Origin of the sequence: Salinadaptatus halalkaliphilus (assembly GCF_006543045.1) — an archaeon.
GTDB classification, from domain to species: Archaea; Halobacteriota; Halobacteria; order Halobacteriales; family Natrialbaceae; genus Salinadaptatus; species Salinadaptatus halalkaliphilus.
The window spans coordinates 1-15,487 of sequence record NZ_RBZW01000026.1 but is presented as its reverse complement, the minus strand read 5'-3'; the positions used below and the strand labels follow the sequence as shown (position 1 = coordinate 15,487).

The window sequence follows — 15,487 nt, the reverse complement described above, 5'->3', positions numbered from 1 at the left end:
TGAGAGTCGTATCCGATGTCTGCTGCCTGTTCATATCGCGTCCGTTGAACGCTTTCTACGAGAGAGTACCGAAATCAGCTCGGGCTAAACACATACTTATGGATAACGGTGTTCTCTTCCGCTCGCGTTCGGAGAAGAAGATCCGGAAGCCGATCCTCGAGGCAGATTTGATCGAGGCCGTCATCGCGCTGCCCGAGAACCTCTTCTACAACACGTCATCGCCGGGCTGTATCCTCATTATGAACAATGACAAGCCTGAAGAGCGCGAGGGCAAGGTCCAGTTCATCTATGCGGAGGACCAGACGCTTCGGGAGTCGGAGGTGCAGGTCTTCGAGGAACTCTCGAACCAGAATCAACTCACGCAGGAAGGCGTTGAGTATCTTGCCGAGACGCATTTGACCGGGCGAGAAGAGGACCATCATAGTAGGTTGGTGGATCTTGAGGAGATCGAGGAGAACGACTGGAACCTGAACGTGCCGCGGTACGTCGACACGACGGAACCGGAGGAACCGGTCGACGTGAGCGAGAAGCTTCGGGAGTTGGACAAGTTGGCTGAAGAGCGCCAGAAAACCGACGAGAAACTGCAGCAGTATATGGAGGAGTTGGAGTACCGATGAGGACGGAACCAAGACCAAAACCGGGGATGCAGCAGGTTTCAATCGGTCCTGTCTTTGTCGAGATTCCAGAGGACTGGGATCTCGTTTCCTTAAATGGGATCACAGAGAATAGTGGGCAGTACGGAGCTAACGCTTCCGCGGAAGAGTACGATCCAGATGAATTCCGTTATGTAAGGATCACAGACCTCTCTGAAGAAGGTTATCTCGAAAACGACGAGATGAGGAGTATCCCAATAGATGGAAACGAAAAATATCGTCTAAAAGAGGGAGATCTATTGTTTGCTCGAACCGGTGCAGTTGGACGATCATATTTGTATTCCGAAGCCGATTGTGACGTTCCTTGTGCGTTCGCTGGCTACTTGATCCGTTTCAAACTGTCTGATGAAGTGTGTGACGAATATATCAATCAATTCACTAACTCTCAATATTTCAGAAAATGGGTTGACAGTATGGCGAGAAGCACCACACACGCAAACATAAACGCCTCTGAATATGCTTCGGTAGAGATACCATATCCTCCACTCCCCGAACAGCGCCGCATCGCCGACATCCTCTCAACGGTTGACGAGCAGATTCAGCAGACGGACGAAATCATTGAGGAGGCTAAAGAGTTGAAGCGCGGAGTAATGCAGAACTTATTACACAGAGGAATTGGTCACGATGAGTTCAAAGAGATGTATATTGGCCCAAAACGCTCGACAATCCCGACAGAGTGGGATGTTGTCCAATTGAGAGAGATTGCCAATATCAAAAGTGGGTCTACTCCCAAAAGAAGCAATGAGGAGTACTGGGAAGACGGTTCAATCCCTTGGATCAAATCGGGAGAGTTTAATGACGGAGTGATTGAACAGGCTGAAGAAAAAATAACCGAGAAAGCGCTTGAGGAATCCGGTTGTGTCGTATTCCCAAAGGGAACCTTACTCTTGGCTCTCTATGGAAAGGGAACGGTCAGTAAGACCGCCAGACTCGGATTAGATGCAGCTACTAATCAAGCGATTGCTGGTCTACTTCCTAAAAACAAGGCGTTTGATCCTCGATATCTCCAATACTATCTGATTGGTTCCCGAAATACCTTATTGAATGTAACAGTGAACCCAAGCAGTGACGCAGCTCGAACAAACATATATCTCAGTGCATTAAGACAGTTCAAAATTGCTCTTCCTCCAATTGAGGAACAGCGGATCATCGCTGATCGGATATCTACTATTGACGATAAAATCGCTGACGAACAGGAGCACAAACAGACACTCCAAGAACTCAAACGGGGTCTCATGCAGGACCTTCTCACCGGCAAAGTCCGCGTTAATACCGAGAACTAACCCATGGTAGACGAGTACGCCGAGTCCGAACAGCCTGCCCTCGAGACCCTCGAGCAACTCGGTTGGAAGGTCGTCGACCAACAACACGAGACGTGGCACGACCCCCGCGAAACACAGTCCTCGGCTGTACTCGAGTCACGCCTTCGCGACGCGGTCAAACGGCTGAACCCATGGATCAACGAGAACAACCTGAACAAGGCCGTCCGTGAGGTCCAGCAGGTCACGGGGACGAGCACGATGCACGAGAACGAGCAGATCCATGAGAAACTCGTTCGCCACACGTCGGTCAAACAGGACCGCGATCATGGGTTGAAACACCAGACGGTCGAGTACATCGACTACGAGAACCTCGAGAACAACGACTTCTTCGCGCTCAACCAGTTCCGCGTCGAGGGTCCGATGGAGACAATCAAACCCGACATCGTCCTGTTCGTCAACGGCATCCCGCTCGGCGTCATAGAGTGTAAGTCGCCGACCATCGCAGAGCCGAGAAGCGAGGCCCTCGAGCAACTCCAGCGCTACCAGAACGTCCGTGAGCCGACGGCCACAGAGGGTGCGGAAGAGCTGTTCCGGTACAACCAGTTCTCCGTGGCGACGTGGTACGAGGGCGCGGTGATGGGGTCTTACGGGACGCCAAAGAACCAGTACAAGCCATGGCGCGATCCCTACCCCGTCGACGACGACTATCTCGAGGACCTGTTCGACCTCGAGGGCTACGTGCCGCCACAGCACCGGATGCTGTACGCGCTGTTCGAACCCGAGCGACTGCTCGATCTCCTCCGACACTTCACGGTCTTCGAGAACAACCAGACCGGCCGCGTGAAACTCGTCGCTCGATACCAGCAGTATCGCGCTGTCCACAAGGCACTCGAGCGGATCCGAAAGCGCCACCGACGCGAAACCCCCGGCGGCGTCATCTGGCACACACAGGGGTCGGGCAAGTCGCTCACGATGCTCTTCCTCGGGCTCAAACTCCGCCGGGAGATGGCCGACCCAACGCTCTTGCTCGTCACCGACCGACAGGCACTCGACGACCAGATCCATGCGACCTTCGAGCGCTGTGGGTTCCCGAACCCAAAGAAGGCAGATGGGATCGAGGATCTCCGCGAAAAGCTCAGCGCCAACGCTGGCGAGACGATCACCACACTAATCCAGAAGTTCCAGCTTCAAGAGGATGAAGCGGGTGACTTCCCGATTCTCTCGCGTGACGAGGACATCTACGTAATGGTCGACGAAGCCCACCGGACCCAGTACAAGCACCTCGCAAACAACATGCGTACGGCATTACCTAACGCCTTCTACGTCGGATTCACCGGCACGCCGATTGAGAAAGAAGAGCGTGACACTCGCCAGACCTTCGGCAACTACATCGACACCTACACCATCGACCAGTCGCTCGAGGACGACACCACCGTCGAAATCCTCTATCAGGGCCTGCTCGCGGATATGCACCTCGAGGGCGAGACTATCGACACGATGTTCGACCGTGTCTTTGCTGACTACACGGAAGAAGAGAAAGCGGAAATCAAGAAGCGCTACGCAAAGACACAGGACCTTGCCGAAGCCGAGTCACGCATCGAGCGCGTTACGCTGGACATCATCGACCATTACGAGAACAAAATCGCGGACACGTTCAAGGGGATGGTCGTCACGACCAGCAAGCGCGCCGCGATCACCTACAAGGAGAAACTCGATGAGTTCAACGGCCCAGAGTCACGTGTCGTGGTGTCTCACGATCATAACGATCCCGAGGACATCAAGAAGTGGGCACCCTCCGACGCCGAACTTTCGGAGTACAAGGACTCGTTCGTCGACCCTGACGGAGAGGTTGAATTGCTCGTCGTCTGTGACATGCTGCTCACGGGCTTCGACGCGCCGGTCGCACAGGTGATGTACCTCGATAAGCCCCTGAAAGAGCACAACCTGCTACAAGCAATCGCCCGCGTCAACCGGCCGTTCCCCGATAAGAACTACGGACTGATCATCGACTACTACGGCGTCTCGAATGAACTCAAAGAGGCACTTGCGATGTTCAGCGCCGAAGACGTCGAACGTGCGATGGTCCCGCTCAAGGACAAAGAGAAAGACCTCGAAGCAGCCCATCGAAAGGCGGTGATCTTCTTCGAAAACCTCGAGGACATCGAGACATGTCTTCAGACCCTCGAGCCCGAAGACACCCGCATTGAGTTCAACAACGCGTTCAAGCGCTTTTCGAAGTTCATGGATATCGTCCTGCCCGATCCCATGGCGAACCCTTACAAGGACGACCTCGAGCAACTGAGCGAGATCTACGCGCGTGCAAAGGAACGCTATCGCGACGAGGAGATGAACCTCGAGGGGACAGGCGAACAGGTCCGGGATCTGATCCACAAGCACATCCGCTCGTCCGGCATTGAGGTCCTGAACGACGAGCCGGTGTCCGTGATGGACAAAGACGAGTTCGATACGAGACTTGATAATCTAGAGAGCGACGAAGCCCAGGCGAGTGAGATGCAACATGCAGTCAAGCACGAACTCACCGTCAGATTCGACGAGGACCCGGTTCACTACGGGTCGCTCCGAGAACGCGTCGAAGAACTCATCGAGAAGTACCGCCAGGAACGCCTTTCCGATCGCGAGATCATCGAGGAGCTTCGCGAGGTGATGGACGAAATGCGTTCACGCGAGCAAGCGGCACGATCGAAGGGGCTCGACGACACGACGGAACTGTCGTTCTACCATGCACTGGAAGATACCCTGGACGCGGCCGAACGCGACATTGACGAGGAGCACCTCCTCGAGTTGACCGGGAAGCTCGTCACCGCAGCCGAGGAGTTCGTGACTATCGTCGAGTGGAAAGAGAAGGTCAACGTTCAGAATAAAATGCGAAAGCAGGTGAAGATCGAACTCTACAAGGCCAATCTCGATCTGACCGACCAAGAGCGCGACGAACTCACGAACCGAGTGATCCAACTCGCTCGAGCCCATTACGAATGAAAACGTCCCGGCACATGAGAGAGCACCATATCGGGCAAACTGTGGTCCCCTACGAAATCGACTGGGTAGAGGACCGCGAGACGATTGGACTCTCAGTAGACCAGTCACTCGAGCTCACAGTGCGCGCTCCGATGACGGCAACAGTGAGTGAGGTTGAGGAGGTTCTTACGAGTCGTCAGGAATGGATCCTCGAGAAACTCTACGGGCTCAAAGAGCAATCGGAGCCGCCATATCCGAAAGAGTACCTAAGCGGCGAGAAGCTGCCCTACCGCGGCCGTGAGTACCACCTCGACGTCGTCGAGGCGGATGTTTCCGAGCCACGGCTCTCGTTCGATGGTCTGGAGTTCACACTCGAGGTACACCACCTCGATGCGCCAGCAGACCATGTGAGTATCCGCCGCAAGCGCCAGGCTGTCGTCGACTGGTATCTTCGTCGTGCGAAAGAGGAACTTCCCGAGCGGTGCCCCCGGTATGAGGCAAAGTTGGGTCTAACAGACGTTCCAATCGATGTCTGTGAGATCGATGGCCGCTGGGGAGAGTACGAAAGTGGCACCGTCCGACTCAATTGGCGGTTGATCCTCGCACCCGTCCGGATCCAGGACTACGTCCTTGTCCACGAACTCGCCCATGCGGCCTATGATGAACACTCAGAGGGGTTCTGGAATACAGTGGGGACGCTCATCCCTGACTATGAAGACCGGCGCAAGTGGCTTCGGCTCAATGGGAACACACTGACGGTTTGAGCGGTACCGATTATATCCCAAAGTCGTCGAGACTCGTCGCCCGACTGTGGCTAGTCGAGTGATTTTCACTATTCACCTCGAGTTCGTCGGCAGATTCGTGGTAGCGGTCGCTGACACTCCCATGCTCTACGAATGACCGGACGTTTCCAGCAGTTGCCGGGCCGATCCCGTTAATGTTGCCGCGCAGTACTTCCTCGAACTGATCGGGGTCGTCGATCTCGTTGTAAAATCCCTTGAGCTGTCTCCATACCGTTCCTTCGGGGAGGCCCTGGGCAGCCGGTAGGTCCGACGACCGTAGGTATTCACGGAGCATTCGAACCCGGTAGCGGCCCAACCCTCGGACGTTCTCGACGAGTGGGACCTCTTCGTGGCGGACACCACGCTCCACTCGAGCGACGAGAGTATCGAACCAGTCCGGTCGTCGCGCATTAGGGGCAGCATCGATGATGTACTGGGTCGCGTCGATCGTCTGTGAGATCCGACGTGCAGTACTGGAGACATACGCTGCATCGACTTCGGTTCGCTCTTCTATATCTCGCGTATCGAGATTGGCCATCCAGTACCAGCGGATTACCCCTGCCGTGATGCCGAACTTGTCGGCTGCGATACCGTGCTCCTCGAGTTTCGCTTCCAACTCGTCGGACCCGTTACGTGCGCTAAGAGAGTGATTGAAGAGCCGCGTTGTCTTGTTCAGCGTACCGATCTGCGTAATGTCATCGTGTTCTGTCTCCTCGGTCCACTCATAGAACGATTTGATCGCCGAGAGTGTCGCACTCGCAAAGGTGTTGAACGCGAAATCTACCGCCCCATCACCGAGTGCAGTCGTCTGGAACCCACGTTCCGTGTCGAGTTCCGAGATAAATCCGTTCTCGATTAGCCAGTCTGCAGTCATCCGCAGCCGGCGGTTCAAGCGTTCGTCCCGAGACTCGTGTTCTCGTCCCCACGCACCGACCTGCTTGAGTTGGTCCCAGTAGAGCATCTCCTTGACGAATGCCTCGATCTCGTGGGGAGTGTCCCAACCCGTTGCGACCAGCTCCAACATGAGCCATCGGAAGCGCTCGTCGTTCTCGATATGTGTCCGAACCCGCTCGAGTTCTCGATGTTCTTCGAAGTACCGACCAACTGTTTCTCCGGGCTCGTCAGTGAGCGTGAAGGCATACCCCTTTTCGTACCCGTAGCCGGGGCGTGCGGCTCGTCCTATCCACTGGACGTACTCCCAGACACCGACGTAGTTGGGACCACGTTGAATGTCCGCCACGACAACGGTCTGGACCGGTGAGTCGAAACCGTATGCGATCGTCGTCGTTGCACACAGGCACTCGATCTCTCCATCGTAGTAGAGATCCTCGATCCAGTTGGTGACGTTGGTCGGGAGGTCCGCGTGGTGGAACGCAACGCCGTTCTCCATCGAACGAGCGAGGGTTTCGAGCGTATCTGTGAGCCGTCCGTCGATCTTGTTCTGGAGTTCCGACCGGAAGTTCCGGTCCGAAGCCCCTCGAAAGAGTCCGGTATCGGCGATCGCCTCTGCTCGAGACTCCGTCCAGGGCTTCGCATAGTTGAAAACGAGGAAGGGGCCCTTGTTGCGGTGCTTTCGAATGGTATCAACGACGGCCTCTTTCTTTTCGTTGTTCCCGACATCGACCACGGTCTCGTCGATCTCGATCTGCCGACCTTCCGGGCTAACGGTTAGGTCAGCATCCATCCAGTCCGCGAGTTCCTCAGGATTGCCGACTGTGGCACTCATCGCGAAGATCTCGATCCCCTCGTACTGTGCCGCGGCGATCGACTTCTCGATCTCTGGGCCGCGGAACGTTCCGTAAATCTCGTGGAAGTCGTCGAGAACGATCACATCGAGATTGCGGGCTCCTCCGGTGTTTCGAAGGATTGCCTGGTAGAACGAATCGAACGTTTTGACGGCGACATCCGCTGATCGGTAGGCGGTTCGATCGGACTTGATCTGATACTCGTCTCCTCCCCACTCGCGAAGCGAGTCACGCTTGTCGCGAACGAGTTGTCGGGACGGAACCAGATAACCGACTCGCCCACCGTTCTCGAGCGCCTTCTTCGTGATCGCTTCGGCACAGAGAGTCTTTCCGTTGCCCGTTTCGGCGACGAGAAGATGATTTCCGGGATCTAAGATACCGTCACGAAACGCCAACTGTTGTGTTTCCTTGAGTGAGTCGTAGCCATGAGCGGCCATGATCTCTTTGACGGTCGTGGCGTCGTCGTCGGGAATATCGTTTGGAAGGGTCATGATCTACGCTTCTTGAGAGAGTGCCGTGTGGAGTTCGTACAGGGGACGCACGTCTGCAGTCGCGTAATCCTCGATGAGCCGTTGTAGCTCGATAAACGATTTCTGTTCTTGGAGACCTGCCTCTATCCACTGGACGTATCGCTCACCCCACGTCGTACCGATATGCCATCCCTCGACCTGGTTATCATCGATCTCGCTGTTTTCCAAGATCCCTTCGTCAATATCGTAGTCTGAATAGTATGTGGGAGTCGTCTCGATGTCTTCCCAGCTACAGGCGTCTTCGAACTTGGGGAAGTCCGGGTAGTCGAGTTGGTCAGCATACCGTTCGCCGACTGGAACGGAGAGATCCACGTGGTTCGAGAAAAGGCGGTCAATCCGCTCTCTCGTATCCGAACCCAAGCCGTGTTCATCAACATCTGAGGCCCAGTTCCGTAGATGGATTGCGTCAAAACCCGAGCCGTTGTAGGTGAGCGTTCTGTCTATCTCTTTTCCATCACACCACTCGATAACCCGTTCGAGGAGGGTAGCGGTCGATTCTGTTTCCCATCCACCTTCCCGGAATAGAACGGAAGTCTCGACCTCATCGCCAGGTGATGACTGATACCCCAATGCAACTGCGACCAGCTCGAAGTAATCCGTATTCTCGAAGTCCTCATGCTGTGGTTCTCTGAACGGACTCGCAGTTTCAATATCGATCGCGAGACTTCCCATATGCTGACGACAGTTGCTAATCATATAATGGGTTTGCTTAGCTGATAGTTCTCTAACCCCCGTTTCTCGTGCATCAACTGGAACTCGCGGAGGCGGAGGGTACTTTTTTTGGCCAGTGCCCTTAGGCACACTCCCTAAGGGGGATTTCCCACCCGACTGGAGAGGAAATATACGAACGACCCTCGAGCGTCGAATATGCGCAAAACAAGCCTCGAGTCGAAATGGGGGTTTGGCCGAAATTGGCCGAGAATAGCCGCGAATTAGCCTCGAACGATAGTGTTGCCACTCATCAGGACAGTGCTATCTGAGAGTCGGATTGACCTTCCCGTACTCCCAGGTGTCGGGAGCGGTCTGCCATTGGGCAGTCGCCTCCCGGAGCTCGAGGGGATCGCGGCCGACTGCTCGCCACGCACGGATCGCCTCCTCGAGTACGTCTTGGATACGGGGGTTGGATGAGCTCTTTAGCTTCGAGAGGACCATGTCGATTCGAAGCGTCGTCTCAGTTCCGTCAGCAGCCTCAACGAGGGCAGCCCCGTACTTGTTGCAGAACTTCTGCCAGGCGTTCGATGACGCGTTCTTCGTCTCGAGGTTGTAGAGCTTCGAGACACGGTCAGCCGCGTTCTTGATACCGAACTCGACCTGGTCGACGATCGCAGAGATATCCTGTTCGAACTTCTTGCTCGCGAACGAGACGGTCGCGTTGTCGTTTCGGAGGATTCCCTGCAGCCGGTCGAGAACCCGGTAGATCGTGCTGATACTCCGACCGGTCTCGTTCGCCAGCTCGTTCGGATGTGCTTCGCCACCGTCGGTAACGAGCCTCTTAAGCACCTCCTCGTCGCTCTCACGAAGTCCGACGAACGTCTGAAGGATCATCGCGTTCTGTTCGGTCTCGAGTTCGGGCGTCGGATCGGCGAACAGTCCGACCGGGTCGTCCGCTGCGACCGCGTCGAAGTGGTCGTCCGGGACATACGTCGTGTGGTCGGGCTTGACCGGGACGTTGCTCCAGGAGAGGACGTTGATGATCGTCTCGTCGATCTCGCGCCTGAGCTTGCGATGGTCTTCCCATCGGAACGACCGGTTGCTGTTCAGCTTCTTTTTCAGCAGAACCCCGATCTTCGGGTGGTAGAGCGGGTCCGATGGATCGTCCTCTCGAACGTACTTCGGATGGTAGTGCTTGATCTGCTTCCCGAATCGGTGGCCCGATATCAGTCGCTTCGCGTCCGGCGTCGGCAGCCGGACCCGATGGTTGTATCCGACGATGTCCTCGTTGTCGACGCGGTACTCGAACTTGCTGCCCTTCTCGGTCGCACAGAGGTGCATCAGTCGCTGCATAACTCCGGCCCGACCGACGACCTTGGGACTCCACGACCGATTGAGTCGGACGTATCGCTCGTAGGTCGTGATGTTGCTCATCTCGTGGACGCCTCCCGCGAAGTAGTCCGTGTTGATCGGGAGATCTCCCTCTCGTGCCAGCTCTTGGACGAACGTCGGCAACAGGTTACGGAACTCGAGCGGCTCGAGGTTCGAGCCGGCGAAGCGGACGTTAATCCCTTCGTCTTCGGGGATGTTATCGAACGGCGTCGAGATCTGGTCGCCGGTCTCGTAGTGACGCATGTCGGCGAAGCGCGGTTGAATCAGGAAGTTCGCCTTCCGCTCTCCGCGTCCGTACCCGCTGATCCGGTACTCGTAGAGACGCTCGTTGGCGACATCGTCCTGCAGCCGCGGCGCGATCCCGCTCTTCTGGTATTTGAGGTTGATCGTCCACTCTTCGCCGTCCATCTCCGTCTCGATCTCACCGGAGTAGCCGTGGAACCGTTGAATCAGGAGCCGGCCGAGAATCCAGTAGGGACTGAGCCCGTGCTCAGTGAAGATGAGGTTCCCTTCGCACTCGTGAGGCGCGGTCGCGATCTGCCTCACGCGCGACACCCCAATTTATGAGAGTTGAAACTGTAGTGTTCAGATAGCCTTCCCCCAGTTACGGGAGAAATTGAAGGAGTCGTATCAAGCCTAGGCCGGGATTGAAACGGAGTGGGTTAGCTCTCGATAAGAACGGTAACCGTCACAGGACTCAGAAAACTCAGTACGGGATTGAAATTTCGATTCCGTCGAGATATCACGAGGCAGTACGCCTAAAGCCTATATTAGTCAATAGGAAAACACATTCTGAGTAGGTAGAGATCATTACTCGGTGTCCTCGACTGATTCAAGTTCGTTTGCATCAAGTTCCTCATTGAGGTATGCATCACCCTCATCGGTGATTCCATAGAGCCCCCGCGAGATTCGCTCTAGAAGGCCATACTTAGCAAGTTCAGGACACCGGTTTCGGGCATGACCAGCACTGGGACCTCCAAGATCTTCGATTGCCGTCGGAGTCAAGTTGCCATATTCACGAATAAGTTCGAGAATTTTGTCGTCCGATGGAACCATCCACTCAGCATCCTGGCGCATCTCATTCATGGAATCGGAAGCAATGAACATACGAATACTGGTTACGAGTTGTTTCTCATTACTCGACCATAAATACTTGTCTTGAGTGTCCTTTCACTGATTACTCGTCAGTAAAGTATATCAACATCCAGTGATAATTAGCAATTGACCCGCCCTTCCGGGCTACAAAGGTCCGGCGTGCTGGAGACACGCCGGGATCGGGTCACCCTCTACACGAGGTTTCCGACCATGCAATACGAAAGTTCGAGGGGCAATGAATATTGCCCCATAGACGACGGCACAGCTGGCCATCCAACTGGTCAAGAGAACACACCAGACAGTATCCCTTCAAAAACGCATCCGTGTCACACTGCAGACGCGCAGACGAGAGATCGTCCATCCGAACAGTTCTCCGCAGAGAGACCTAAAGGCCGCGCCATCGAACACGAGGAGATCATCGTTGCCGGCGAGGGCGCGGTCATCCTCGAGCCAATGGGGGGTGACTGTTGATGAGCTACCACAACCCGAAGTACGTCGTCCCAACAGGAAGCGGCTACCTCGGAACATACACCGTCGGCACCGACCAAACGGTGACGATCTCGACAGCTGCCCTCGGCGAGCGCGACTGGCCGACCACCACAGCTCACGCCATCAGCCACGAAGACGGCGTCGCGCTCGTCTCACATGCCGACACCACTGAGCCACTCGCTAAGTACACACTCGGCACGCGATATAACGGAGCCCGCATCGCCGTCGGCCACGCAGTCACCGACGAACTCGAGTTCGAACCCGCCGACGAGGTCCGCGTCTACGACCTCGCGACCATCGATGACCGAGACGGCCTCCTGCTCGTCGACGCCGACGACGACCCACGCATCACGACCGACGGCGGCCACGACGTCACACCCAACTATAATCTCAACCTCATACTCGAGTATACAACGATCAACAACCGACAGCGTCGAATCATGATCGTCCCAGATACTGGCGGCGAAGCCTGGCGAATCACCCACGAAATCCGCAATGGAGAATGGCGTGAAACCGGTCGAGAGCCGATTACGGAACTGGCCATCGATATCAATCCTACTGACCACCTAGAAGCAATCGCGTCTGACCAGTGTCGTCACACCGCCGACGAGCTTCTGTACCAGCATGGTGAGGGCGAGTGATGGACTACCCCTTAGACCCATCATCAGCTTACGAAACCGATCCAGCAAGCTGGACCAGTAGACAAATCTTGTTGGCTATGCGTTCAGATAGGGTACGAGCCGATTCAAACCAATTCCCTCCTTCCCTACAGCCTGTCCACCTCGAAGAGCAGTCGCAGAGATCAACCTTCACGGCAATCACACCCATTCCGACTCTAATATCATGAGCTCAAACGACGACACCACGAATCCGGGAGCAGCAACCCAGGAGACAATTAGTGACGACTCACCGAACAAACAGACAAGCGACGAGGACGTCCCCTCACTCACACCGAGCGTCCGGCGGTTCATCCGTGCCGACCGAGACAACAAGTGCGAACTCTGTGGTGCCGATGGGACCAACGACGACATTGAACTGGAGATTCACCACCGGATACAACAAGCAGATGGCGGGACTGACCACCCACATAACCTACTGCTAATCTGCCTCGGTTGTCATCGCCGTCACCACGGTAACGAACCGATCAGTCTCTCGCCCACGACTGAATCCGAGACAGAGCCGACATCGACTCCAACGAACCAGTCTGCAGACTCTCACACGAACTCGACAGAGTGCAGTACAGACACCGAACCACTCCCACCACGGAGTACTCCCAATGGCGCTGATCAGGAGATCATCGCCTATATCGAAGCACACGGACCAGCTTCAACAGGGAAACTCGCGGCTGCACTCGATTACTCGGATCAGTATATCCGACGTCAGTGCTGGAAACTCAGCGGCGAGCAACTCATCGTTCCCCAGAGTAACGATACCTGGGAGCTCAAAGAGCGAGCAAGCCAAGAAAAGATCCAGATCGGGCTGCCGGACACGCCGAAAGCTGCCAAGCGTGCTGGTCGCGACGAGATGATACGGCGGATGTCAGCCCACGGGATGGCACATACCCAGATCGTCGAGATAACTGGGTACAGCCGTACCACTATCGACTTCGCAGTTAACCGCGCTCGAGCACTGCGGATCGACGATGATGAGGATACGACAGTCGACCTGGCAACGATTGCCTCCCGGCTGTCGGCACTGCTCGAGTTGATCGACCATGCCCAACTGCAGTCCGAAACCTCGGCAAACACTACAATGGACGATCTGTAGCAAGCGGAGTTAGCTGGTCTCCGTTTGGTCGTCACGTAACGAATGCAATCGGAGACAGGGGCAGTCGCACCAACCACAGTCCCAACTCTCGGCACGTTCAGAACGCATTGCTCGTTATCGACTCACTCACTAACACCCATGCCATCAGAACTCACGGATACGACGCTTGCATCGCTTCCAGACGACTGTATCGCTGAATTCGAAACGCTTCACGAACGGCTTGATACGCTTGAGGCGACGCTCGAAGCCAAAGACGATCGGATCACTCAACTCGAAACTGAACTCGAAGAGGCTCGTTCCGAAAACGAACGACTCGAACGTCGAGTCACTGAACTCGAGGAACGGACATCGGTCACGGCTCGCCTGGAGGCACACGAAAAGAAACTCAATGCCAACAAAGCACGGGTATTGGAGCTACAGGCGCGTGAGATCGAAAAAGGAGCACATTTGCTTGAGACAAACGTCGATGACTGTGACCTCGATGTTTCGGATGATCGCCTAGAGCGCATTAGGAAAGACGATGGACGAGCATACTATCGACTTCCCGAACACAGCGACCCGCTCGATCGCGGTGGTGAGATTTCGCTTGCATACGGCGATTTGCTTCCAATTCAACAGCTTGCGAAGATGGACGACGATCTGTTGCACTCGACGGCAAACACCCTTCCGACGCAGTTAGCCGCGAAACTCTGGCGGGCTCGCGTCGACCCAAGTGTCGGCGATAATCCGTGGGCGAGTGGCTGCAAGGGTATCGACGAGTACGTCAAAGCCAGCGACCTCAAACATTGGATTCGTCGACAGGAGCAAGGTGTGAGCGAGAGTTACGCACAGAAGCTTGTCTCGAGAGTGATCGATGCCATCTTGGATCTCTCCAAGCACCGACTCGCAGTTCGAAAGCGGACCGAACGGAAGAACGGCCTCGAGTATACTGAACGGCGATTGCTCTTGCCAGAGGATGTTGACATCCCGGGCGCGACAGCTACACACCCAGACATAGAGTCACCGAAGACATCTGACGTCCACGGCTAACCGAGGACAGACCCACAGAGATCCCCGAGAGAGATACGATACGTCTCAAAGAAATCCAACCCAACCCAACTAGATGCGGTGTACAAGGGTGCAGTAGCTGCTGGTGGGTTTCTCGAGTGGTCCCCGGTGGTCCTATTCATCGACCCAATCGGAACCTGGGTCCGAAGACAACAGCTGTCTACGGCGGGAAACAAGGCACCAGAAAGAGTCATACTCGCGTTTGAACGGTATAGCGTCTGCTCACGCTTGGTGGCGTCCTTCAGCAGCGTCCGGTGGACTCGCTCGTACCGAACATTCACCAAGGTTCATATCGACTGAATTAAACATGTGGGAACTAAGAGCTCCCATGGGAAGCGAGAGTTCCCACCTTGGGACTACAATTGCGCTATCAATTCATATTACGCGAGGAATATGAGTTTTCTTCGAGGGCTCCGTACGGACTTCCAACATGGTGGCTTTTCGTGCCTTGCGTTCGAGAAAGCTGGAGAACTGGGTGATTTTGGTGGGTATCACATCATCTTCAATCGAGATGCGCTTATGAACGATAGCGGACTCCACGATCCAGATCGGTTTCTCCGGCATACAAACGAACGGGAACAATGGCAACCGCTCTGCTTCGTGGGGTCCTTTCATCAAACAAATCTCCAACAGTTCTACGAAGATGTTGAAGCCTGGTTTCAGGAAGGGTAAAGGAACTTCCAGTACCAAATCTACAACAATTGTTGTAAACTGGCTGGTTGGCTTAGCAACTCTCTTGAACTCACAGGGCGTATCGTCGTCTTAGTTCAACCAGCTTGTCAGTGGATAGTAGCACGGTTTCTTTATTTAGAGTGATCTATGAAACTCGCGACAAGTCCAGCCTGCGTACTTACCGCTATACATTCTACCAGTTAAAATAGATGTTCTCGCTGCCGTGCAAGATACAGGGCGCGAATGCAACACTCGACAGTGAGCGAGTCAAATGATTGGATGACTCACTTTGAACCATTTTTATCGGGTATGTATCACTCACTGTCCCAGCACCATCTGTTCTAGTTTAGTGGCGGAGTGAAGTAGCATCTCAGCGGAGACTGTACCTAATTGGGAAGCTATTGGCTAAGAGACTGGGTTTGCTGG

The 15,487-nt window shown here is 55.1% G+C and carries 11 protein-coding genes; 7 read left to right on the top strand and 4 right to left on the bottom strand.

Annotation, left to right across the window (positions count from 1 at the left end; all coding sequences use genetic code 11):
• The 4 genes from D8Y22_RS11185 to D8Y22_RS11170 form a co-directional block, all read left to right on the top strand.
• Positions 1-617 (top strand): N-6 DNA methylase (locus D8Y22_RS11185; RefSeq protein ID WP_217350879.1); only part of this gene is annotated, 617 nt, incomplete at its 5' end.
• Positions 614-1,936 (top strand): restriction endonuclease subunit S, encoded by a 1,323-nt coding sequence (locus tag D8Y22_RS11180; RefSeq protein WP_141464793.1) that lies wholly within the window; start codon positions 614-616, stop codon positions 1,934-1,936. The genes D8Y22_RS11185 and D8Y22_RS11180, both read left to right, overlap by 4 nt.
• Before the next feature lie 3 nt (positions 1,937-1,939).
• The gene (locus D8Y22_RS11175) at positions 1,940-4,912 is read left to right on the top strand and encodes a type I restriction endonuclease subunit R (RefSeq protein WP_141464792.1); all 2,973 of its coding nucleotides are present in this window, start codon (positions 1,940-1,942) and stop codon (positions 4,910-4,912) included.
• A 41-nt stretch (positions 4,913-4,953) separates the two neighbouring features.
• On the top strand, positions 4,954-5,655 hold the full coding sequence (locus D8Y22_RS11170) for a M48 family metallopeptidase (protein ID WP_246084411.1): 702 nt from the start codon (positions 4,954-4,956) through the stop codon (positions 5,653-5,655).
• Positions 5,656-5,665: 10 nt separating this feature from the next.
• On the opposite strand, the gene D8Y22_RS11165 is transcribed toward D8Y22_RS11170, so the two are convergent.
• The 4 genes from D8Y22_RS11165 to D8Y22_RS11150 form a co-directional block, all read right to left on the bottom strand.
• Positions 5,666-7,909: a DEAD/DEAH box helicase gene (locus D8Y22_RS11165; protein WP_141464791.1), complete on the bottom strand. Its 2,244-nt coding sequence runs from the start codon at positions 7,907-7,909 to the stop codon at positions 5,666-5,668.
• A gap of 3 nt (positions 7,910-7,912) precedes the next feature.
• A complete protein-coding gene (locus D8Y22_RS11160) occupies positions 7,913-8,620 on the bottom strand; it encodes a hypothetical protein (protein ID WP_141464790.1) in 708 nt (235 codons plus the stop codon).
• Between the two features lie 300 nt (positions 8,621-8,920).
• A complete protein-coding gene (locus D8Y22_RS11155; RefSeq protein WP_141464789.1) occupies positions 8,921-10,537 on the bottom strand; it encodes a DUF7845 domain-containing protein in 1,617 nt (538 codons plus the stop codon).
• A 264-nt stretch (positions 10,538-10,801) separates the two neighbouring features.
• Positions 10,802-11,068: a PhiH1 repressor gene (locus tag D8Y22_RS11150; RefSeq protein ID WP_174811829.1), complete on the bottom strand. Its 267-nt coding sequence runs from the start codon at positions 11,066-11,068 to the stop codon at positions 10,802-10,804.
• 488 nt (positions 11,069-11,556) lie between these two features.
• Here D8Y22_RS11150 and D8Y22_RS22375 point away from each other — a divergent pair, with 488 nt between their 5' ends.
• The 3 genes from D8Y22_RS22375 to D8Y22_RS11135 all read left to right on the top strand — a co-directional run bounded on the left by D8Y22_RS22375 (position 11,557) and on the right by D8Y22_RS11135 (position 14,371).
• Positions 11,557-12,216 carry a hypothetical protein gene (locus D8Y22_RS22375; protein WP_174811828.1) on the top strand — a complete coding sequence of 220 codons (660 nt, stop codon included), beginning with the start codon at positions 11,557-11,559 and terminating at the stop codon, positions 12,214-12,216.
• A gap of 202 nt (positions 12,217-12,418) precedes the next feature.
• Complete coding sequence (locus D8Y22_RS11140) at positions 12,419-13,342, top strand: HNH endonuclease (protein ID WP_141464788.1); 924 nt, start codon at positions 12,419-12,421, stop codon at positions 13,340-13,342.
• Positions 13,343-13,480: 138 nt separating this feature from the next.
• Positions 13,481-14,371, top strand: coding sequence for a hypothetical protein (locus D8Y22_RS11135; protein WP_141464787.1), 891 nt, complete (start codon positions 13,481-13,483; stop codon positions 14,369-14,371).
• Positions 14,372-15,487 lie beyond the last annotated feature (1,116 nt).